The sequence below is a fragment of the Nocardia africana NBRC 100379 genome (assembly GCF_001612635.1).
In the GTDB taxonomy this organism is placed as follows: Bacteria; Actinomycetota; Actinomycetes; order Mycobacteriales; family Mycobacteriaceae; genus Nocardia; species Nocardia africana.
The window spans coordinates 185,334-205,862 of record NZ_BDAV01000015.1 but is presented as its reverse complement, the minus strand read 5'-3'; the positions used below and the strand labels follow the sequence as shown (position 1 = coordinate 205,862).

Here is a 20,529-nt window from a genome sequence, read left to right as displayed (position 1 = left end):
ACAGTGCGGTCGCACCGGTACGGCTACCGGTGCGACCGAGTCCGTCGGCCCGGCTTCACAGCAGGACGAGGGTGGTGCACAGGGCGGCGACGGCGAGTGCCTGCAGGCCGACCCGGTAACCCAGGATGCTCTCCCACTTGTCCTGCAGTGCGCGAGCGTCGGCGGGAATGACACCGGTTTGCGCGGCCTGCGTCTGCGCGGTGTTGATCGGCTTGGCGATCCGCGCGTAGAGGCCGAGCCAGCACAGCAGCGCCAGCAGTGCGATTCCGGCCGCCACCGCGGCGCCGGTGGCTCCCGCCACGACCGCGAGGACGACGGCGAGCACGGTGCTGATCACACCACCGGCGCCGGCGAACGGCATCCGCCGGTCGCCGTAGTAGTGCCCCCAACCGGCCGAGACGGTCATCGTCGCGTCGTCGAGCTTGCGATAGACGGGCCGGAAGATGAGCGTGGCGGCGACATCGGTGCCGTAGACGATGGCGTTGGTGAGAACGGCCAGCACGGTGAGCATCTGGGCGGATGTGGTCAGCATGGGAAGGCTCCTAGTCGTCATCTAGCGTTGCTAGCTTCTGCAGCAACAGTAGATGGATCCGACTAGCTTGTCTAGCGATGCTAGAAAATTTACCGACGCCCTCCTACCGGACCGCGGCGCACCGATCTCCCGGGGCCTGCACAGGCCCCGGACGCATCCGAGGCACCGGCTCGGCGCGGCCCTCGAAAGCGTGCAGTACCGCGGCATCGGCACGCGGATCACCGACCGCGATCCGCGCACTGCCGTCGGGGTAGCCCTTGGCCGCGATCCCCGCCCCCGCCAGCGTCGCGTGGACCGCGGGGCCCGGCAGGTAGAGAAAGTTGCCGCGACTGCACGGCACGGCGAGGCCCCTGTGCCGCAAGGCCGTTCGAAGCAACTCGCGCTCGGCGGTGATATCGGCGATCCGCTCGGCGAGCTCCGCCGCCGCGGCATAGCAGGCGCGCACGGCGGCGACGGCGTAGTCGGGCATACCGAACGGCAGTTGCAGTCGCCGCACCCGTGCGATCAGCTCCGGCGCGCCGAACGCATAGCCGATGCGCAGTCCGGCCAGGCCGTACGCCTTCGAAAAGGTGCGCAGCACAAGCAGGTTCGGGTAGCGGTCGACGAGTTCGCGGTGGTCGACCGTTTCGTCCTCGGCCAGGAACTCCACATAGGCCTCGTCCAGGATCACCGGCACATGTCGCGGCACACCGAACAGGAAAGCCTTCAACTCCGCGGCGGGGGTCACGGTGCCGGTCGGATTGTGGGGGCGGCAGATCGCGACCAGCGCCGTGCGCTCGTCCACCGCCCGGGCCATCGCCGTCAGCCGCTGTCGTCCGCTCGAATCCAGCGGTATGCCAACAGCTTCCAGGCCCGCCATCGACGCCATGATCGGATAGCCGTCGAAGGTCGGCGTCGCGAGCACCATGCGCCGCCCCGGCCCCGACACCGCCTGCATGATCTGTAGCACCACACCGGTCGCCCCCGCACCGACGACCACCTGATCGGGATCGACGCCGAGGTGCGCGGCGATCACGGCCGGTAGCCGCCGCGGCAGGAATTCCGGATACCGATTGGCGCCGCGAATCGCCTCGTTCACCACCGCGAGCACCGAAGGCAATGGCGGGAAGGGGTTTTCGCTGAGCGTCAGATCGAACCGCGCCGGCGGCATCGGCTGCGTCACAGCGGGTTCCGGGGCGGAGGAATTCATCACGCCGCACCCCAGCGCACCGCGGCCGCGGCCGCGAAATCCCCGGCATGGGCGAAGGCCGCCAGCAGCACCACCGACCCGTTGCGCAACCGGCCGGCGCGGTTCTCGATATCCAAGGTCACCGGAATACCGGCGGCGAACAGATTTCCGCACCGATCGAAGGAATCCGGATGGCGTTCGGGGGATAGTTCCAGCGCATCGTGCCAGTTCCGCAGGAACAGCCGATTCGGCTGATTGGTGACGAAGGTGTCGATATCGCGGCCCTTCACCCCGATCCGATCGCACACCGCGAGGGCGAGTTCGGGAACCAACCGGTTGCCGCGCGCGAAGACCTTCGTCACCTTCGATTCGGTGAAACTCACGCAGCCCTGTCCTTCGCCGGGCTCCCAGTACTTGCGTTCGGAGCCGGTCGAGAAATCCATATCGCCGGCGAATTCCGGGAAGGTGCGGCATTCGATATCGAGAATCGGCGCACTGTTGTCCTTGACCAGCAAGCCCACCCCGCAGCCGTCACCCGGCACCGGCGCCTGCGCGAGCTTACGAATCTCGGTCTGCGTGAAGACCGGACCGGCGGTGTTCTGCGTGGTGGCGATCAGGGCGGTGCGGGCGTCGGTCGTCCGCAGAATCATCCGGGCCAGCATCATCATGTGGATGAATGCCGCGCAGCCGCCGTTGTGCACATCGAAGACCCATTTCGGGTTCATCCCCAGTCGCCGCGCCACCTCCGGCCCGGCGCCCATGACCGGATTGTCGGGGAGTTGGGTGTGGGTGAGCAGCACGTCGATATCGGCGAGCGTGCCGGCGCCGTGCCGTTCGATCAGCGGCGCGACCGCGCGTTCGACCATATCCACGGCGGTTTCGTCGCGGCCCTTGTGATGGCGGGCGCGCGGCGCGCGGAACATGACGTTCTTCGCCATCCGCTCCGAGCGCGAGAATTGCGTGAAATATTCGGTACCTACCGGCTCACCCGGCAGATAGCAGGCGACATCGACCAGACTGACCGGTGCCAGCCCCAGGGCGGGATCGGTGAAATCCATCTCGACGGACCTCCTCACTTCATCCACTCGGGCGTGATCGGAAGTCCGTGCGCGGCACGGTATTCGGCGATCGCCTTCAGGTTGTCCAGCTCCAGCCGATGTCCGGCGGAGAACATCTCCCAGAAATCGCCGACCCAGACCGGGCGGCCCGCCGGGGCCTTGTCGGGATAGGGATTCGCGTCGTAGAACGGGTGGCGGCAATTGGTCCACAGCACCACCGAACCGGGCTTGTTCAATACCACCTGGGCGTCGACGACCCGCATCAGATAGATCATCCACAGGTGTTCGCCCTGATCCCACGCACAGTGGTAGTCCACGGTCATCGCATCCGGGTTGGCCTCGGTGCGGGTGAAGATCCGGGTGTCCTTACCCAGCCGGTCGTAGGATTCCCACAGTCCCGGGGTGGCGGTTTCGGTGAATCCGCGCAGACTGTAGGTCCATTCCTCCAAACTCTGTGTGTGCGAGAGGTATTCGTACAATTCGCGCGGTGGTGCGGCGATGTAGTCCTGCACCGGGCAGAATTGACCGAAAATCTGGTCGTGGGGATAGACCGAGCGCAGCATATCCATGATGATCGGCGTGGTCTCCTCGCGATCGGAATTCTCGATACGCAACAATCCGGGTATGACCCGGTGCGGAAGATCGGGTATATCGCTGAGAGCGGGTGCGGTGCTGATGGTCACGGATTCCTCCTCGATGCGGACAGGAAGGGGATGAACGGCGGTATCTCGTCCGGATCGCAGTCGATCGAAACGAACGAGGGCCCGGGCGTTTCCAGGCAGTACGACAGCACTGTCGCGAGCTCGGCCGGCGTCGCCGGCGAGAAGGAGGGCAGATCCGGGAACATCGCCGCCATGCCGGCTCCCAGATGTGCTGTGTGGAATCGGTTGAAGCTGTACCGATCTCCGTAGAACAGTTGCTCACGGGTCACACACATGGCATGCGCCGAATTGTCGAGTACGACGAATGTCACCGGCAGCCCGTACTGGATCGCGGTGTGAATCTCCATGCCGTGCATGTAGAAGGCGCCGTCGCCGGCCACGACCACGGTGCGCCGCTCGCTACCGTCGTCGCGGTGCCGGCGGGCGAAACAGGAGCCGATGGCGGCGCCGAAAGCGTAGCCCATGCCGCCCATGCCGAGGGCGACGACGAAGCGGCCGTCGCGCGGTGGGCGGAGGTGATGCACCACCGATGCGCCGGTATTGCCCGCGTCGGCGAAGACATCGGTATCGGAATGCAATGTGCCGTTGAGTGTTTCGACGATATCGCGATACCGCAGGCCCGGTCCGTCCGCGGGCGGCACCGGTAGTGGATCCGGCGCCCGGCGCGGACGACGGGGATCCCCCCTGCCCGCGCCGGACTTCAGCTCGGAGGTCAGTTCACGGAGGGTGGTGGCCAGATCGGTACTGGTGGCGTGCACCGCGGAGACGTAGGGCGGCTCGCCGCCGACCGACGCCGTCGATGCGCCGAGCACCGCTTCCAGTCCGGCTCGCGCGGTCACCGGCATCCGGGTGCCGACCAGCAGGCACAGGGCGCTGCCGCGCAGAGCGTCGGCCAGTTCCGTATGGCCCATACTTCCGGCGACACCGAGAAATCCGTGTTCGGTGCAGTCGTACACATCCTTGGCGTCCGGCGCGACGCCGACCCCGGCGTCGAGAACCGCCGCCAGATCACGCAGTTGGTCGCGAGCATCGTCACGGGCGACCTGCGCGCCCGCGATGATCACGACCTTGCCGACGGCCCGGGCCGCCCGCAGCCCTTCGAGGAGCCGCTCGATACCGGCGTCGTCTCGGCCGTGTACCGGGCGTGGTGCGACGAACCGGCCGGCCACGAGTTCGGCTTGCTGAATATCCTTGGGCAGCAACAGGACCGCCGGACCGCCCGCTCGGGCGGCCGCGACGGCGCGGGACAGATGCGCCGGTAACGAAGCGGGCGTCTCCACCCGTGCGCAATACAGGGAGATCGTGTCGAAAAGCTCGGCGGCGTCGAAGGTTCCGGCTCGTCCGCTGGAATCCTGAAACGCGCCCTTACCTTCCAGATCGGTCGGCGCCTGGCCGACCAGGGCGAGCACCGGAATCCGCGAGGCGTGCGATTCCGCCAGTCCGGCAACCAGATTCATCGCGCCGCCACCGGAGGTCGCGCAGACCACGCCGAGACCCGCGGTGGTTCGGGCATACCCGTCGGCCATGGTGGCGGCGGCGAATTCGTGTTTGGCCACCACGGCGGTGATCCGGTCCGAGGCGTCGTAGGCCGCGTCGTAGAGATCTTCGATATTGGCGCCGTCCACACCGAAGATGTGTCGCACGCCCATGTCCGATACAGCCTGCACCAGGTAGTCGACCACTCGTGTCGGCATCGCCGCTCCTTCCCGTGGGGCGGTCCGAAGCCGGCCGCGCTGCCGGACCGAACGCACTCAGCGGAGATACGAACCACGCCCCCGGCCGGTTCACCGTCGCGGCATGTCGTCGCGAAAGGATTTTCTTGCCTGTACGTATACATCTACGTATAGTTGGGACATGCCGAACAAGACCGTGTACGTCTCCGACGACGATCTCCCCCTGTTCCAGCGCGCCCAAGAGCTGGTCGGCGGCAATCTCTCGGGTGCGATCGTGACGGCACTGCGCCGGTACATCGAGCTGGAGGAGGGGCGGCTGCAGGGATTCGACGAGATCGTCCTACGGGTCGGCCACAACGGCGCCCGGCAGGTGCGGTTCTCGGGGGTACTGCTCACCGAGTCGAGCGATATGGGCGACGAGCGCTTCGAGCGCATTCGCGTATATCGCACCCGCAAGGGCAAATACGTGCTGCACCGGCAGCGGTCGGAATGGACCGACTACCCCACCGACACCAACTGGCTCAAGGATCTGACCAATTGGCGGCGGATGCTCGGCGTCACCGATCCGGACTGGGGCGAATTCACCATGGACATCTACGAGTCACCGGCCGACCTGAAAGGCAGGGTTCCCGACAAGCTGTACGACCGCATCAGCGATCTGACCGAGCATCCGCAGATCGAGGATCTCGACATCTGATCGACCGCTTCGAGCCGAAATAACCCCGGCCACACCGCAACTCGATAACGACTCACCTTGTCCGCCGGTACCCTGCGGACACGGCTCGGTCGACGCATGCATTCATCGCCATCTTATTATGAAAGGACCACCATGAGTTCACCGGCCATATCGGTCACCGGTCTGCGGAAATCGTTCGCCGACCACGTGGTGCTCGACGGCATCGACCTCACCGTGCCGGAGGGCAGGATCTTCGCGCTGCTCGGCCCCAACGGCGCGGGCAAGACCACAACCGTGCACATCCTCGCCACCCTGACCCGGCCCGACGGCGGCGACCTGCGCGTCGGCGGCCACGATCCGGTCGCCGAACCCGACGCCGTTCGCACCGCCATCGGCGTGACCGGCCAGTTCTCCGCGGTCGACGAACTGCTCACCGGACGCGAGAACCTGCTGCTGATGGCGGATCTGCACCATCTGCCCCGCAGCGAGGGCCGGCGCATCGCCGACGACCTGCTGACCCGCTTCGACCTGCTGGACGCCGCCGACAAGGTGGCCGGGAGCTACTCCGGCGGCATGACGCGCCGGCTCGACCTGGCGATGACGCTGGTCGGCGGGCCGCGGATCATCTTCCTCGACGAACCCACGGTCGGCCTGGATCCACGCAGCCGGCGCGGGATGTGGGACATCATCCGCGAGCTGGTCGCCGACGGCGTCACCATCTTCCTCACCACCCAGTATCTGGAAGAGGCCGACCAACTCGCGCACCGGATCGCGGTGCTCGACCACGGCCACATCGTCGCCGAGGGCACGCCCGAACAACTGAAACGCCTTGTGCCGGGCGGACATATACGCCTGACCTTCGGCGACGAGGAACAGTTGCGCAGCGCCGCCGAACTGCTCGGCGGAACGACCACGGACTCGACCCTGGCGGTGCCCAGCGACGGCGGCGTCGCATCGCTGCGCGACGTCCTGGACCGGCTCGGCCGCGCCCGCATCGAGCCCGAAAGCCTCTCGGTACACACCCCCGATCTCGACGACGTCTTCCTCACCCTCACCGGCCGCACCACTCCCGAGAAGGAATCCGCACGATGACTACCCACACCCTCGCCGACTCCCGCACCATGTTGCGCCGGAACCTGGTGCACGCCAAGCGGTATCCCGGCATGACGATCAGCATGTTCGTGATGCCGCTGGTGATGTTGCTGATGTTCAACTACATCTTCGGCGGCGCACTGGAAAAGGCCACCGGCGGCAGTTACATCGATTACCTGGTCCCCGGCATGATGCTGATCATCCCGGCCTATCTGGTGGTCGGTGTCGCGGTGGCCGTCGCCTCGGATATGACCAAGGGCATCGTGAACCGGTTCCGGACCATGCCCATGGCACATTCCTCGATCCTCACCGGGCAGGTCGCCGGGACCGTGATCCAGGGAGTGCTCGGTGTCGGGCTCATGGTCGCGGTCGCGGCGCTGATCGGCTTCCGTCCCGACGCCACGATCGTGGAGTGGCTGGCCGCCTTCGGCCTCATCACCCTGGTGATCTTCGGATTGGCCTGGCTCGGAGTGGGTTTCGGGCTGGCCGCCAAAACACCGGAGAGCGCGAGCAACACCCCCACTCCGCTGATCTTCCTGCCCTTCCTCGGCAGCGGCCTGGCCCCCACCGACACCATGCCCGCCGGTGTCCGGCAATTCGCCGAGTACCAGCCCTTCACACCGCTGACCGAGACGCTGCGCGGACTGCTCATGGGCACGGCCATCGGCGGCAACGGCATCGCGGCGGTCGCCTGGTGCGTCGGCTTCGCGGTGGTCGGCTACCTGTGGTCGCGCTCGCTGTTCCGCCGCAAGACCAACTGAGCTATCGCCCGGTGATAAACGGACATACCGGTCGAAACCGCGTCGTCCGCGCGTGAGAACGTAGGACCGAGGCCGAGCGGCCCGGGCCGGCACCAACCGGCCCGGGCGGTCGGCGCAGTCGACGACCGGAAGGAGTGCGTCCATGGCCGCCCTGGACGAGAAGCTGCAGGACATCTATACCGAGGTACTGCAGCGCAACCCCGGCGAATCGGAGTTCCACCAGGCCGTGCGCGAGGTGCTCGACAGCCTCGGACCGGTCGTCGCCAAACATCCCCAGTACGTCGACGCGGCGGTGATCCGGCGGTTGTGCGAGCCCGAGCGGCAGATCATCTTCCGCGTGCCGTGGGTCGACGACAGCGGAACGGTGCAGATCAACCGCGGTTTCCGGGTGGAGTTCAATTCCGCGCTCGGCCCCTACAAGGGGGGCCTGCGGTTCCATCCGTCGGTCTATCTGGGCATCGTCAAATTCCTGGGCTTCGAGCAGATCTTCAAGAACGCGCTTACCGGAATGCCCATCGGCGGCGGTAAGGGCGGCTCGGATTTCGACCCCAAGGGGCGGTCGGACGCGGAGGTGATGCGCTTCTGCCAGTCCTTCATGACCGAGCTCTATCGCCATATCGGCGAGCACACCGATGTTCCCGCCGGGGATATCGGCGTCGGCGGACGCGAGATCGGCTATCTGTTCGGTCAATACAAACGCATCACCAACCGCTACGAATCCGGCGTGCTCACCGGCAAGGGCCTGAGCTGGGGCGGCTCGCAGGTGCGCCCCGAGGCGACCGGATACGGCACCGTCTTCTTCACCGAGCAGATCCTCGACCGGCGCGGCGAGAGCTTCGAGGGCAAACGCGTGGTGATCTCCGGCTCCGGCAATGTCGCCATCTACGCCGTGGAGAAGGTGCACCAGCTGGGCGGCACCGTCGTCGCCTGTTCCGACTCCTCGGGCTACATCGTCGACGACAAGGGTATCGATCTCGAACTGCTCAAGGAGATCAAGCACGACCGGCGCGGCCGCATCCACGAATATCCCGACATCGCCCGTGGCTCGGCGTATTTCGCGGATTCCGGCTCGATCTGGGCGGTGCCCTGCGATATCGCGCTGCCGTGTGCGACGCAGAACGAACTCAACGGCAGCGATGCCCGCCTGCTGATCGAGAACGGCTGCACCATCGTGGCCGAGGGCGCCAATATGCCCTGCACGCCCGAGGCGTCCCGGATGCTGGTCGACGCGGGCGTGATCTTCGCACCGGGAAAGGCCGCCAATGCCGGCGGCGTAGCCACCAGCGCACTCGAGATGCAGCAGAACGCTTCCCGCGATTCGTGGACCTTCGAACACACCGAACAGCGCCTCGAGACGATCATGCGCGACATCCACGACCGCTGCCTCGAGACCGCCGACGAGTACGGCACCCCGGGTGATTACGTCGCCGGTGCGAACATCGCCGGTTTCACCCAGGTCGCCGACGCGATGCTGGCGTTGGGCATCGTCTAGGGCGCGGCGGGGACCGCTGCGGTAGGCCATCATCGGAAATATGCCCGTTCCCCGACGTTTCCAGCCCAATCCGCCGCCGGCCGTGGGCACCCGCAGCCGGGTGCTGCTGCGGTTCCGGTGCGCGGGGCGGGAATTCCTGCTCCGGCAGACGATCGTCGAACCGGGCGGGGACAGTGGGTGGCATTATCACGACGGCACCCTGTTCGTGCTGGTCACCGGCAGCACTCTCGATCACCCCGGCACCGACTGCGTACCGGTTGCCTACCGCCGTGGCCGGATATTCCGCGAGCCCGCCGGCGCCGCCCACGCCCACACCGCCCGCAACCGCACGCGAAAACCCTTGCGGCTCACCGTCTTCTACGTCCTCCCGGCCGGCAGTCCGCTGTCCCGCTCGATCCCCGCACCGGAGTGCGACACCCACCGTGGATAGGACGCGCCCGGCGGTCAGCTCGTGAGCTCGCGCAGCACGCCGGGGAATTCGGTGAGATCTCGCAGGACGACATCGGCACCGGCGGCCCACAGCTGCGCCGCGTCACACGGACCGCTGGTCACGCCGACCGCATACGCCGACGCCGCGCGGGCGCCGCGCATATCGCCGATGTGGTCCCCGACGTACACGCTCGCCTCGTGGTCGCGCAGCGCCTGGGCCTTCTGTTCGGCCCAGAGGTCGCCGATCACGGCGTCGGCCGGGATGCCGAGATGCGTGAGGTGGAGTTTGGCATTCGGTTCGTATTTGCCGGTGACCACGATCACGCGGCCACCCAGCGCCCGGACCGCCGCGGTCGCCGCGCGGGCGCCGGGCAGTTCCACCGTGCCGGTGATGGCGAAATCCGGATACATCTCCCGGTACAGCTCGGCTACCGCCGGGACGCGGTCGGCGGGGAACCAGTTGGCCAGCTCGTGCTCCAGCGGCGGGCCGAGACGCGTGACGACCAGATCGCTGTCGATCGGGGTGCCGGTGCGTCTCGACAACTCCCGATAGCAGGCGCGAATGCCGGGACGCGAGTCGATCAAGGTCATATCGAGGTCGAAGCCGACCGTGAGCGGACCCGTCATATCCGACGGCCGGGCGCCGGACGGATCAATTGGCGGGCTGGCAGGCGTCGCGCAGCGAGCACGCGCCGCAGGAGCTGCCGCAGCCGCCGACCTCGGCGGGGGCGAGCCCCGCGATCGCGTCGTTGGCCGCGTTGACTCCGGCGCCCAGTGTGAACAGCGCCACCACCAGCGCCACCGCGGCGGCAACCAAGCCCACCCATACCGTCGCGACCAGCGCGATCGCACCGGCGGCGGCGAGCAGCAGACCCGCACCGACCGAGGTGGGCCCGGCGACGCGATTGGCCACGCGGTACGCCTCTTCGGTGCGGAGGGCTTCTTCGGTGTGCACACCGAAGAACCGATTGGGTGGCAGCGTGCCGGTCAGCCCGAGCACGCCCGTGACCACGGCCACGGCCGCCAGCAGAAACAGGAGGAGCGCGACCACGAACACCCGGCATACGGTACTCCGGTATCAAAACCTGGTGCCCGCGGGGCTCGCCGCCGCCGAGAACGCCCCGCTCACCCCTTTTTGGGTGCTGACGTGCGCAGGCTCTACCCTGAGTGACGACGTTGTCCACAGACGTTCACCAGGGGAACTCGGCGACAAGAAGGCAGGACCGTGCAGGACACTCGTGCAACCGATACAGCCGGCGCATCGACCGGCCGGGGCGACGGGCCCGAAAGCAGCCTGCCCACGCTTCCCGGAACCGATGTGCCCGCGCACCGCTACAACGCCGAACTGGCCGGCGCCCTGGAGAGCAAGTGGCAGCGGGTGTGGGCGGAGCGCGGCACCTTCCATGCGCCGAATCCGGTCGGCCCGCTGGCCGGCGAGACCCCGGCCGACAAGCTGTTCATCCAGGACATGTTCCCGTATCCGTCGGGCGCGGGTCTGCACGTCGGCCACCCGCTGGGTTACATCGCCACCGATGTGTTCGCGCGCTACCACCGCATGCACGGTCGCAACGTGCTGCACGCGCTGGGTTACGACGCCTTCGGCCTGCCCGCCGAGCAGTACGCGGTGCAGACCGGCGCACATCCGCGGGTGACCACCGAATCCAATATCGCCACCATGCAGCGCCAGCTGGACCGGCTGGGTCTGGGCCACGACCGGCGGCGCTCGTTCGCGACCACCGACCCCGAGTTCTACAAGTGGACGCAGTGGATCTTCCTGCGTATCTACAACGCCTGGTACGACACCTCGGCGAACAAGGCCCGCCCGATCGCGGATCTGGTGGCCGAATTCGCCGCGGGTGAGCGCCCCACCCCGGACGGCCGTGCGTGGGCCGAATTGTCCCCCGCCGAACAGGGCGCGGTGCTGGACTCGTATCGGCTGGTGTACCAATCGGATTCGATGGTCAACTGGTGCCCGGGACTGGGCACGGTGCTGGCCAACGAGGAGGTCACCGCCGACGGTCGCAGTGAGCGCGGCAACTTCCCGGTGTTCCGGAAACGCCTGCGGCAGTGGATGATGCGCATCACCGCCTATTCCGACCGCCTGGTCGACGATCTGGACCTGCTGGACTGGCCCGACAACGTGAAGGCCATGCAACGCAACTGGATCGGGCGCTCGCGCGGCGCCGAGGTCTCGTTCGGCGCGAACGGCGAGAACATCGAGGTCTTCACGACCCGGCCCGACACCCTTTTCGGTGCGAGCTATGTGGTGCTGGCCCCGGAACACGAGCTGGTGGACCGGCTGGCCGCCGCGCAGTGGCCCGCCGAGGTCGACGCCCGGTGGACCTTCGACGCCGCCACGCCGGCCGAAGCCGTTGCCGCCTACCGCAAGTCGATCGCCGCCAAGTCCGATCTGGAGCGGCAGGAGAACAAGGAGAAGACCGGCGTCTTCCTGGGCGCCTACGCCACCAACCCGGTCAACGGCGCGCAGCTGCCGATCTTCATCGCCGACTATGTGCTGTCGGGCTACGGCACCGGCGCGATCATGGCGGTGCCGGGCCACGACCAGCGCGACTGGGAGTTCGCGCGGGCGTTCGGCCTGCCGATCGTGGAAGTGATTGCCGGAGGCGACATCTCGGAGTCCGCCTACTCGGGCGACGGCCTGCTGGTGAACTCCGACTACCTGAACGGGCTGGACGTCGAGACCGCGAAGGCCACCGTCATCGAGCGCCTGGAGCGCGACGGCCACGGCAAGGGCACCATCCAGTACAAACTGCGCGACTGGCTGTTCGCCCGCCAGCGCTACTGGGGTGAGCCGTTCCCCATCGTCTACGACGAGCAGGGCGCGGCGCATCCGCTGCCGGAATCCATGCTGCCCGTGGAACTTCCGGAGGTGCGCGACTTCGCGCCGGTCACCTTCGATCCGGACGACGCCGATTCCGAACCGTCGCCGCCGCTGGCCAAGGCCACCGATTGGGTGAACGTCGAACTGGATCTGGGCGACGGGGTGAAGACCTACCGCCGCGACACCAACGTGATGCCGCAGTGGGCCGGTAGCTCCTGGTACCAGCTGCGCTACACCGACCCGACCAATTCGGAGGCGTTCTGCGCGCCGGAGAACGAGCGCTACTGGCTGGGCCCGCGCCCGGCCGAACACGGTGCGAACGACCCGGGCGGCGTCGATCTGTACGTCGGCGGCGTGGAACACGCGGTCCTGCATCTGCTGTACGCGCGGTTCTGGCAGAAGGTGCTGTTCGATCTGGGCGAGGTGTCGGGTCCGGAACCGTACCGGCGGCTGTTCAACCAGGGCTACATCCAGGCCTTCGCCTACACCGACGAGCGCGGCACCTACGTCCCGGCCGCCGAGGTGGTCGAGCGGGACGGAAAGTTCTTCTGGACCGGCACCTCCGGCGTGAAGATCGAGGTCTTCCAGGAGTACGGCAAGATCGGCAAGTCGCTGAAGAACGCCATCTCTCCCGACGAGATGTGTGATCTGTACGGCGCGGACACCTTCCGGCTGTACGAGATGTCGATGGGCCCGCTGGACACCTCGCGTCCCTGGGCGACCAAGGACGTCGTCGGTGCGCACCGCTTCCTGCAGCGGGTGTGGCGCCTGGTGGTGGACGAGGAGTCCGGGGCCGCACGCGTCACCGACGCCGAGCCGGCCGATGCCACACTTCGCCTGCTGCACAAGACGATCGACGGTGTCGACGCCGACTACGCCGCCCTGCGCGACAACACCGCCGGCGCGAAGCTGATCGAGCTGACCAACCACCTGACCAAGCAGTACCCGCAGGGCGCCCCGCGCACCGTGGTGGAACCGCTGGTGCTGATGCTGGCCCCGATGGCACCGCATATCGCCGAGGAACTGTGGGAACGCCTGGGCCACACCACGGCGCTGGCGCACGGCCCCTTCCCCATCGCGGATCCCGCACTGCTGGTGGAGGATTCGGTCGAATATCCGATCCAGGTCAACGGCAAGGTCCGCAGCCGGGTCAGCGTACCGGCCGACGCCGATGCGAAGGCGGTCGAGACGGCGGCGCTCGCCGACGAGAAGCTGCTGGAATTCCTGGCCGGCAAGACCCCGCGCAAGGTCATCGTCGTTCCCGGCAAGCTGGTCAACGTCGTCGCGTGAGCCCCTGCCGCGCTGGGGTTTTCAGCGCTGGAGATGTCAGCGCGGTGGCAGCAGCACGTCGTCGAGGGTGACCATCGAGAGGTGACGCTCGCGGATGATGTCGACCAACCGGCCGTAGCAATGCGTGACGGCCGGATGATTGGCATGGCCGATGACGATCGCCTGCGGGTTGAAGTACTTCGTGGCCATCTGGATCAGGAAGTCCTCGGTGACGATCGAGGAATCCGACAGCGAGCCGAACCACAGCGTCGGAACCGTATATCCGAGATCGGCCGCGACCCGGTCCACCGCGGCGTTGTGGTATCCGTACGGCGGGCGATAGTAGGGCGTTCCGTCCACGCCGAAGGTGTTGTGCAGGAACGTTTTCGTGCGGCGGAGCTGGTCGGCGACGGCACTGCCGGAGATCTTGGTGAGCGCGGGATGGTCCCAGGTGTGGTTGCCCAGCTGGATCTGCCCGGATTCCACCAGGGGCCGCAGCGCATCCCGGTGCACGGTCCACGAGTCGTAGACAGCGGTCACGAAGAAGGTGAAACGGGCGCCGGTATCGCGCGCGAAGCGGATATACGCGCCCACGACCTCCGGGCTCGCGCCGTCGTCCACGGTGAGCGCGAGATTCGTGCCGGTGCCCGGCAATGCGGTCACTGTGCCGGCGGGCACCACGGCCTTCGGCCCGGTGGGCGGCGGCGGTAGCAGCGGGGGCGGAGGCGCCGGAGGCGAAGTGACCGGCGCGGCGGCGGGTTTCGCCTTTTCGTCGGTCGCGCTGTGGGCCGTGGTGCAGCCGGTCAAGGCGGCCGCCGTGCCGGCGGCGAGCAGCGTCAGCAGCTGCCGCCGGTTCGGACGCGCGTCACCCATGTCGGTGTCGCGCCTGGTAGGAGGTCATTTCTGCCCTAAGCTACCGCACCCTCGGCACCATCGCCACCCGAGCACCCGTTGTCCCGGCGCGTCGCCCCCTGCGCCGGCGGCACGATTCCGGCCGGCCGCGGGCGCCGTATCGGCCCGGCCGCCGCGCCGATTCAGCGGGCGATCGGACGCAGCACTATTTCGGTCGGATGCGCATCGCGGGGCGTCTCGACGGCGTTGCGGACGGCCCGGGCGACCGTTGCCGCGGTCAAGAACTCGTCCGGGTTGTACTCCCGCTCCTCGGAGGCGACTATCGCGCGCTGCATTTCGGTGTCGATGCGTCCCGGATGGACGGAGGTGACACGCAGGCGGGGTTCCTCGAGCCGCAGCGCGTCACCGAACGCGCGCAGGCCGAATTTGCTCGCCGCATACACACCCCAGCCCGGATTGGCGCGCAGGCCGGCGCCCGAATTGATCAGCACGACATGGCCGCCGGCGGCGCGCAGGGCGGGCAGCAGCAGCCGGGTCAGCTCGGCAATGGCAATCAGATTGGCTTCCAACGTATTTCGCCACAGCTCGACCGACGAGTCGGCGATCGACCCCAGTTCGGCGATGCCCGCGTTGTGCACCAGCACATCCAGACGGTCGATCGGGGCCGTCGCCGCGGGCAGCGCGGCGTAATCGGTCAGATCGACCGGCCACGGTTCGGCATCGGGAAGTTCCGTCCGGATCGTCTCCAGCGATTCCGCCGACCGCGCGCCCAGCAGCAGTCGATGTGTTCCCGCGAGTTCCCGCGCGATCGCGGCTCCCAGTCCGCGACTGGCGCCGGTGATCAGTGCGGTCGGCAGGTCCTGCGCGGCAGTGCTTTCCGAAGATGCGGCCATCAGCCCACCGTAAACCCCGCGCTTACCCGCTGTCGCAGCGCTACGCACCCGGGCGGGCCGGACAATTTCGCCGCCGCGACCGGACATCTGTCGTCCATCGGTGGCGAGCCGATGCCGATGGGTGTAATCCAGACTCGAGCAACCGGTTCACAGCGGCGAGCGGGGGCGGACACCGCGCATGACACAGAACGAGGCGATGAGGGTGGACACTGCCGAACAGGTGACCGGGCCGGACCATGCCCCGGTGGCGGCCGTTGCGCGGCACGCGACGCCCGGGCGGCGCGCATATCTGAAGGTGACGTCGCAGAATAGGGAAATGAACGGTCCCGGCTTCACCCCCACCCAGCTGGCTGCCCGGGCCTCCTATCTGCTGCGCGGCAACGATCTGGGGACCATGACCAGCGCGGCGCCCAAGCTCTACCCACATATGTGGAGCTGGGACGCCGCCTTCGTCGCGGTCGGCCTGGCCCCGCTGAGCGTGGAGCGCGCCGTGGTCGAACTCGACACCCTGCTCTCGGCGCAGTGGCGCAACGGAATGATCCCGCACATCGTCTTCGCCAACGGCGTGGACGGCTATTTCCCGGGACCGAGCCGGTGGGAGTGCCGCCGGCTGGCGGCGAACGCCCCCGCCGGTGTCGACACCTCGGGCATCACCCAGCCGCCGGTGCACGCGATCGCGGTGCAGCGCATCCTCGACCACTCCCGCCGCCACGGCCGCACCACCCGGGCGGTCGCCGCGGAATTCCTGGATCGGCGCTGGGTCGATCTGATGCGCTGGCATCGCTGGCTGGCGCACGCCCGCGACCCCAAACAGCACGGCAGGATCACCCTGTATCACGGCTGGGAGTCCGGGATGGACAATTCGCCGCGGTGGGACCGCGCCTACGCCAATGTGGTGGTCGGCGACCTGCCGCCGTATCGGCGGGCCGATATCGACGTGGTCGACCCGGCGCAGCGGCCCTCCGATCGCGAATACGACCGCTACCTGTGGCTCGTGGAGCAAATGCGCCGGTGTGGCTACGACGATTTCCAACTCGCCTCGACGATGAGCTTCGCTGTGGAGGACGTCTTCGTCACCGCCGTCTTCGCGCTGGCCTGTGAGGTGCTGGCCGGAATCGGCGAGGACTACCGCATGCCGAACGCCGATGTGCGCGAGCTCTACGAGTGGGCCGACTATTTCCGCGCCGGCGTGATCGCCACCGCCGATCCGCGCTCCGGCGCCGCGCGCGACTTCGATCTGCGCACCGGCGAGTGGATCAGCACCGAAACGCTGGCCATGTTCGCGCCGCTGCTGTGCGGCGGACTGCCACGCGCCACCGAACGCGGTCTGCTGCGCCTGTTCGAGGGGCCACGCTTCTGCGGACATCCCGATCTGCGCTACGCGCTGCCGCCCTCGACCTCGCCGGTGTCGAAGGATTTCCGCCCGCGCGAATATTGGCGCGGACCGGTGTGGCCGGTGATGAGCTGGCTGTTCTCATGGGTCTTCGCCCGCCGCGGCTGGGCCGAACGATCCTTCATGCTGCGTGCGGAAGGTTTGCGGCAGGCGGGCGACGGCAGCTTCGCGGAGTACTACGACCCGTTCACCGGGGACCCGCTGGGAAGCATGCAGCAGTCGTGGACGGCGGCCGCGGTCCTCGACTGGCTCGGATGAGTCACGCGTAAACACTGGTCACAAGCGCCTCGGCTGCCTACTCTCGTAGCCATGTATCGACGCACCGTGGCTCGTCCGAAAGTTCGTCGCTTCACCGCAGCCCTGCCGCTGCTCGCCGTTGCCGGCATATTCTCGGCAACCGGTATCGCCTCCGCCGGACCCACCGGGCCGGATGTGTCGTCCTGGCAGCACATCGACGGCCGTCTGATCGACTGGTTCGCGGTCCGGGCCTCCGGGCACAACTTCGCGATGGTGAAGGCCACCGAGGGACTGAACTACGTCAACCCCTATTTCGTCCCCGACAGCCTGCTGATGCGCGCGGCCGGAGTGGCGCGCGGAACCTATCACTACGCCCATCCGGATCTGCCGCCGGAACCGCAGGCCGCCCTCTACGCCGCGGTCGTCCTCGGCCAGAACGGCCCGCTGGATCTGCCGCCGGTGCTCGATATGGAGAATTCCGGCGGGCTGCCCCCGGCGGCGCTGATCGATTGGACCCATCGCTATCTGACCACGGTGCAGGCGTTGACCGGCCGGGTGCCGATCATCTACACCTACCCGCGGTTCTGGCAGACGGCGATGGCAGATTCCGACCAGTTCCACCAATATCCGCTGTGGATCGCCGATTACCGCGGTAATGCCCAGCCCGAGGTGCCCGGCGGCTGGCCGGCCTGGACCTTCTGGCAGACCACCGATTCCGGCAGTGTGCCGGGTATCGCGGGCAATACCGACCTCAACGTCTACAGCGGAGCGCAGGGCAGTTTCGCGGAATTCGCCAATATGCCGTTCAGCGGCAGCGGCTAGAGGATCTGGGACAGAAACTGTTGCAGGCGTGGGGTTTCCGGATCGTCGAAGAGGCGGTCCGGGGCCCCCGACTCCACCACCTTGCCCTGGTCCATGAACACCACGCTGTCGGAAACCGAACGGGCGAAACCCATTTCGTGGGTCACCACGATCATGGTCATACCGCCGGACGCCAGATCCGCCATCAACGCGAGCACGCCCTTGACCAATTCCGGGTCCAGGGCCGAGGTCGCCTCGTCGAACAGCATCAATTCCGGCTTCATCGCCAGCGCGCGGGCGATGGCGACGCGCTGCTGCTGACCACCGGACAGATTCGCCGGGCGGGTATCGGCGCGCGCCGCCAATCCGACCGCCTCGAGTTGTTCCAGGGCCAGCGCCCGGGCCGCGTCCTTGCTCAGGCCACGCAATTTCCGCGGTCCCAGGGCCACGTTCTCCGCCACCGTCTTGTGCGGGAACAGGTTGAAATGCTGAAAGACCATCCCGATGCGCTGGCGCAGCCGATCCGGATTCTCACCCAGCACCGAAACCCCGTCGATCAGCACATCGCCGGAATCGGGTTCGTGCAGGCGGTTCAGCACCCGCAACAGGGTGGACTTTCCCGAACCGGACGGGCCGATCACCGTGGTGGTGTGCCCGGCCTCGACATGGATGTCGACGCCGCGCAGCACCTGGTTGTTGCCCAGGGTCAGATGCAGGTCGACCCCGGTCAGCGAGGAACTGGTGCGCACGCGCTCGGCGGCCTTGTCGCTCACGCCGTTGGCATCCTGGTCGCTCACGCCCTGTGCATCCTGGTCGCTCACGCTCCGCGTCCTTCCGTGATGACAGCCTGGTCGATTTCGTCGGCGGCGGCTTCGGCGCGGCCGGTGCGCAATCGGCGGTCGATGTAGTTCACCAGGTGGGTGAGCGGAATGGTCAGCAGCAGGTAGACCAGACCCGCCGCGACCAGCGGCGACAGATTTCCGGTCTGCGAATTGAGATCGCGGCCGACCGCGAACAATTCCCGCTGGGAAGCGAGCAGGCCGAGGAAGTAGATCAGCGAGGAATCCTTGATCAGCGCGATGAACTGGTTCATCAGCGCCGGCAGCACCCGCCGCACACCCTGCGGAATCACCACCAGCGTCATGGACTGCCGATAGCCGAATCCGATCGCCCGCGCGGCCTCCAACTGCCCCGGCTCCACCGACTGGATACCCGAGCGGAAGATCTCGCCGATATAGGCCGAGGCCAGCAGCGCCAGCGCCACCGCACCCAGCCAGTACGGATTGTTCCCGGTGATTCCCTTGACGATCGGGCCGATACCCAGCCCGATCAACAGGATGATCACCACGGCCGGCAAACCGCGGAAGATGTCGGTGTAGACCCGGGCCGGCCACCGCAGCCAGCGGGTGCGCGAAATACCCGCCACCGCCAGCAGAATGCCGATGAATGTGCCCAGCACTCCTGAAACCAGCGCCAGAATCAGTGTATTCGGCAGACCGGTCGTGAACAGGTCGGGAAAAGCCTTGCGGTACAACGACCAATCGAAGAACGTATCCTTCAATTGCGCCAGGGTAGATTTCGGCGCGTTCTGCCGAGCGCTGTGCTGATGTTCGGCCGCGATCTTCTCGAAGTCCGGAAGTTGCGGCATCGGAGCGGATTTGGAGCCCGGTTTCCAGCCCGGCGGCAGCGGACGCGGCACCCAGTCGGAGTAGAGCTTGGCGTAGGTCCCGTCGGCGATCACCGCGTCGAGGCCGGAATTGAGCGCGTCGATCAGCGGCTGATTGTTCTTGCGCACCGCCCAGGCGGTGAAATTGTCCAGGCTGAAGGTGTTCTGCACGATCGAGGTGGGATCCCCCGGTTTGATCGCACCGGTGGCCTGCTGGGAGGGTGCGACCCAGGCGTCGATCTGACCGGTCTTCAAATTCGCGTAGGCGGTGTTGTAGTCGGGGAATTTCACCGCGTTCAAATGCAAGGTGCCGGTGACGTACTCGTCCTGCACGGTGCCCTGCACCACGCCGATTCGCACGCCCGGTTTCAGATCCGAAAAGCCCTGGATCGCACTGCCGTTGGGCACCACGAGCGAGAAGTAGCCGAAATCGTAGCCGTTGGTGAAACCGACCTGCTGCCGCCGGGCATCGGTGGTGGTGATGCTCGACGATCCCACGTCGAACCGGCCCGTGGCGACCAGCGAGAGCAGCGAGGCGAATTCGGTGCCGGAGAACTGCACCCGTAGCCCGAGTTTCGCGCCGATCGCCTTCAGCAGTTCGTTGTCGAATCCGGTGAAGGTCCCCGACGGATTCACGCAGATACTCGGCGGCGCGTCCGACAGCGTGCCGACGCTGAGCACACCGGGCTGGGACAAACCGAGCTTGGTGATATCGATCGAACTCAGCGGCGCGGTGGTCGCGGTGGTGTAGCGATCGGTGCCGGCCGTCGCACCGCTCGCCAGTTTCGTCGGCGCGGGGGAGGCGGCCGGCGGTCCGGGCGGTGCGCACAGGTTCGAGGCCTGCGACGAGCTGCCGCCGTCGGAACTGCAGGCGACGGCGAACAGCAGCATCATCGCCGCCATCAGCGCGATCAGCGCACGCGGGCGCGAGACGGGCAAACGGGCCATAGCCGAGAACCCTAGCCGGGGCGGTAGCACACCGAGGGCGGCGGCGCGGGTCGACGGGCCGCCGCCCCTGCCACATCGCCCGGCG

The 20,529-nt window shown here is 67.4% G+C and carries 19 protein-coding genes; 8 read left to right on the top strand and 11 right to left on the bottom strand.

Annotated features, from left to right (window positions below):
• Positions 1 to 55: 55 nt before the first annotated feature.
• The 5 genes from NA3_RS27370 to NA3_RS27350 all read right to left on the bottom strand — a co-directional run bounded on the left by NA3_RS27370 (position 56) and on the right by NA3_RS27350 (position 5,114).
• Positions 56 to 532, bottom strand: coding sequence for a hypothetical protein (locus tag NA3_RS27370; RefSeq protein WP_062966512.1), 477 nt, complete (start codon positions 530 to 532; stop codon positions 56 to 58).
• A gap of 103 nt (positions 533 to 635) precedes the next feature.
• Entirely contained in the window at positions 636 to 1,721 is a 1,086-nt protein-coding gene (locus NA3_RS27365; RefSeq protein ID WP_128145007.1) for an aminotransferase class I/II-fold pyridoxal phosphate-dependent enzyme, read from the bottom strand.
• Positions 1,721 to 2,758, bottom strand: a complete 1,038-nt coding sequence (locus tag NA3_RS27360) for a 3-oxoacyl-ACP synthase III family protein (RefSeq protein ID WP_062966511.1) — start codon at positions 2,756 to 2,758, stop codon at positions 1,721 to 1,723. Before NA3_RS27360 ends, NA3_RS27365 begins: the two co-directional genes overlap by 1 nt.
• 14 nt (positions 2,759 to 2,772) lie before the next feature.
• The gene (locus NA3_RS27355; protein ID WP_062966510.1) at positions 2,773 to 3,441 is read right to left on the bottom strand and encodes a hypothetical protein; all 669 of its coding nucleotides are present in this window, start codon (positions 3,439 to 3,441) and stop codon (positions 2,773 to 2,775) included.
• Entirely contained in the window at positions 3,438 to 5,114 is a 1,677-nt protein-coding gene (locus tag NA3_RS27350; protein ID WP_062966509.1) for a thiamine pyrophosphate-binding protein, read from the bottom strand. Before NA3_RS27350 ends, NA3_RS27355 begins: the two co-directional genes overlap by 4 nt.
• A 160-nt stretch (positions 5,115 to 5,274) precedes the next feature.
• On the opposite strand from NA3_RS27350, the gene NA3_RS27345 reads away from it, so the two are divergent.
• The 5 genes from NA3_RS27345 (at position 5,275) to NA3_RS27325 (ending at position 9,544) form a co-directional block, all read left to right on the top strand.
• Positions 5,275 to 5,790 (top strand): EXLDI protein, encoded by a 516-nt coding sequence (locus tag NA3_RS27345; protein WP_062966508.1) that lies wholly within the window; start codon positions 5,275 to 5,277, stop codon positions 5,788 to 5,790.
• A 132-nt stretch (positions 5,791 to 5,922) separates the two neighbouring features.
• Positions 5,923 to 6,861, top strand: a complete 939-nt coding sequence (locus NA3_RS27340; RefSeq protein WP_062966507.1) for an ATP-binding cassette domain-containing protein — start codon at positions 5,923 to 5,925, stop codon at positions 6,859 to 6,861.
• A complete protein-coding gene (locus tag NA3_RS27335; RefSeq protein WP_062966506.1) occupies positions 6,858 to 7,622 on the top strand; it encodes an ABC transporter permease in 765 nt (254 codons plus the stop codon). The genes NA3_RS27340 and NA3_RS27335 overlap by 4 nt, the downstream gene beginning before the upstream one ends.
• Positions 7,623 to 7,764: 142 nt before the next feature.
• A complete protein-coding gene (gene gdhA / locus NA3_RS27330; protein ID WP_062966505.1) occupies positions 7,765 to 9,114 on the top strand; it encodes an NADP-specific glutamate dehydrogenase in 1,350 nt (449 codons plus the stop codon).
• Positions 9,115 to 9,154: 40 nt separating this feature from the next.
• A complete protein-coding gene (locus tag NA3_RS27325) occupies positions 9,155 to 9,544 on the top strand; it encodes a cupin domain-containing protein (protein ID WP_062966504.1) in 390 nt (129 codons plus the stop codon).
• Positions 9,545 to 9,558: 14 nt separating this feature from the next.
• Here the strand turns inward: NA3_RS27325 and NA3_RS27320 are convergent, their stop codons facing one another.
• Positions 9,559 to 10,170: an HAD family hydrolase gene (locus NA3_RS27320; RefSeq protein WP_062966503.1), complete on the bottom strand. Its 612-nt coding sequence runs from the start codon at positions 10,168 to 10,170 to the stop codon at positions 9,559 to 9,561.
• Positions 10,171 to 10,195: 25 nt separating this feature from the next.
• Entirely contained in the window at positions 10,196 to 10,600 is a 405-nt protein-coding gene (locus tag NA3_RS27315; RefSeq protein ID WP_062966502.1) for an SdpI family protein, read from the bottom strand.
• Between the two features lie 237 nt (positions 10,601 to 10,837).
• On the opposite strand from NA3_RS27315, the gene leuS reads away from it, so the two are divergent.
• Complete coding sequence (leuS, locus tag NA3_RS27310) at positions 10,838 to 13,675, top strand: leucine--tRNA ligase (protein ID WP_062966627.1); 2,838 nt, start codon at positions 10,838 to 10,840, stop codon at positions 13,673 to 13,675.
• A 36-nt stretch (positions 13,676 to 13,711) separates the two neighbouring features.
• Here the strand turns inward: leuS and NA3_RS27305 are convergent, their stop codons facing one another.
• Together NA3_RS27305 and NA3_RS27300 are read right to left on the bottom strand one after the other, a co-directional pair.
• Entirely contained in the window at positions 13,712 to 14,527 is an 816-nt protein-coding gene (locus tag NA3_RS27305; RefSeq protein WP_062966501.1) for a polysaccharide deacetylase family protein, read from the bottom strand.
• A gap of 161 nt (positions 14,528 to 14,688) precedes the next feature.
• Positions 14,689 to 15,399 (bottom strand): SDR family oxidoreductase, encoded by a 711-nt coding sequence (locus NA3_RS27300; RefSeq protein ID WP_062966500.1) that lies wholly within the window; start codon positions 15,397 to 15,399, stop codon positions 14,689 to 14,691.
• Positions 15,400 to 15,715: 316 nt separating this feature from the next.
• Between NA3_RS27300 and ggh the strand changes: the two genes are divergently transcribed.
• Together ggh and NA3_RS27290 are read left to right on the top strand one after the other, a co-directional pair.
• Complete coding sequence (gene ggh, locus NA3_RS27295) at positions 15,716 to 17,050, top strand: glucosylglycerate hydrolase (protein ID WP_062966626.1); 1,335 nt, start codon at positions 15,716 to 15,718, stop codon at positions 17,048 to 17,050.
• Between the two features lie 51 nt (positions 17,051 to 17,101).
• A complete protein-coding gene (locus tag NA3_RS27290) occupies positions 17,102 to 17,851 on the top strand; it encodes a glycoside hydrolase family 25 protein (protein ID WP_062966499.1) in 750 nt (249 codons plus the stop codon).
• On the opposite strand, the gene NA3_RS27285 is transcribed toward NA3_RS27290, so the two are convergent.
• Together NA3_RS27285 and NA3_RS27280 are read right to left on the bottom strand one after the other, a co-directional pair.
• Entirely contained in the window at positions 17,848 to 18,579 is a 732-nt protein-coding gene (locus NA3_RS27285) for an amino acid ABC transporter ATP-binding protein (protein ID WP_128145666.1), read from the bottom strand. The genes NA3_RS27290 and NA3_RS27285 overlap by 4 nt on opposite strands.
• A gap of 68 nt (positions 18,580 to 18,647) precedes the next feature.
• Positions 18,648 to 20,444: an ABC transporter substrate-binding protein/permease gene (locus NA3_RS27280; protein WP_062966498.1), complete on the bottom strand. Its 1,797-nt coding sequence runs from the start codon at positions 20,442 to 20,444 to the stop codon at positions 18,648 to 18,650.
• Positions 20,445 to 20,529 lie beyond the last annotated feature (85 nt).

Coding starts and splice junctions, on each gene's coding strand:
- NA3_RS27370 (WP_062966512.1), bottom strand. CDS start 532: ATGCTGACCACATCCGCCCAGATGCTCACCGTGCTGGCCGTTCTCACC.
- NA3_RS27365 (WP_128145007.1), bottom strand. CDS start 1,721: ATGAATTCCTCCGCCCCGGAACCCGCTGTGACGCAGCCGATGCCGCCG.
- NA3_RS27360 (WP_062966511.1), bottom strand. CDS start 2,758: ATGGATTTCACCGATCCCGCCCTGGGGCTGGCACCGGTCAGTCTGGTC.
- NA3_RS27350 (WP_062966509.1), bottom strand. CDS start 5,114: ATGCCGACACGAGTGGTCGACTACCTGGTGCAGGCTGTATCGGACATG.
- NA3_RS27345 (WP_062966508.1), top strand. CDS start 5,275: ATGCCGAACAAGACCGTGTACGTCTCCGACGACGATCTCCCCCTGTTC.
- NA3_RS27340 (WP_062966507.1), top strand. CDS start 5,923: ATGAGTTCACCGGCCATATCGGTCACCGGTCTGCGGAAATCGTTCGCC.
- NA3_RS27335 (WP_062966506.1), top strand. CDS start 6,858: ATGACTACCCACACCCTCGCCGACTCCCGCACCATGTTGCGCCGGAAC.
- gdhA (WP_062966505.1), top strand. CDS start 7,765: ATGGCCGCCCTGGACGAGAAGCTGCAGGACATCTATACCGAGGTACTG.
- NA3_RS27325 (WP_062966504.1), top strand. CDS start 9,155: ATGCCCGTTCCCCGACGTTTCCAGCCCAATCCGCCGCCGGCCGTGGGC.
- NA3_RS27320 (WP_062966503.1), bottom strand. CDS start 10,170: ATGACGGGTCCGCTCACGGTCGGCTTCGACCTCGATATGACCTTGATC.
- NA3_RS27305 (WP_062966501.1), bottom strand. CDS start 14,527: ATGGGTGACGCGCGTCCGAACCGGCGGCAGCTGCTGACGCTGCTCGCC.
- NA3_RS27300 (WP_062966500.1), bottom strand. CDS start 15,399: ATGGCCGCATCTTCGGAAAGCACTGCCGCGCAGGACCTGCCGACCGCA.
- ggh (WP_062966626.1), top strand. CDS start 15,716: ATGAACGGTCCCGGCTTCACCCCCACCCAGCTGGCTGCCCGGGCCTCC.
- NA3_RS27290 (WP_062966499.1), top strand. CDS start 17,102: ATGTATCGACGCACCGTGGCTCGTCCGAAAGTTCGTCGCTTCACCGCA.
- NA3_RS27280 (WP_062966498.1), bottom strand. CDS start 20,444: ATGGCCCGTTTGCCCGTCTCGCGCCCGCGTGCGCTGATCGCGCTGATG.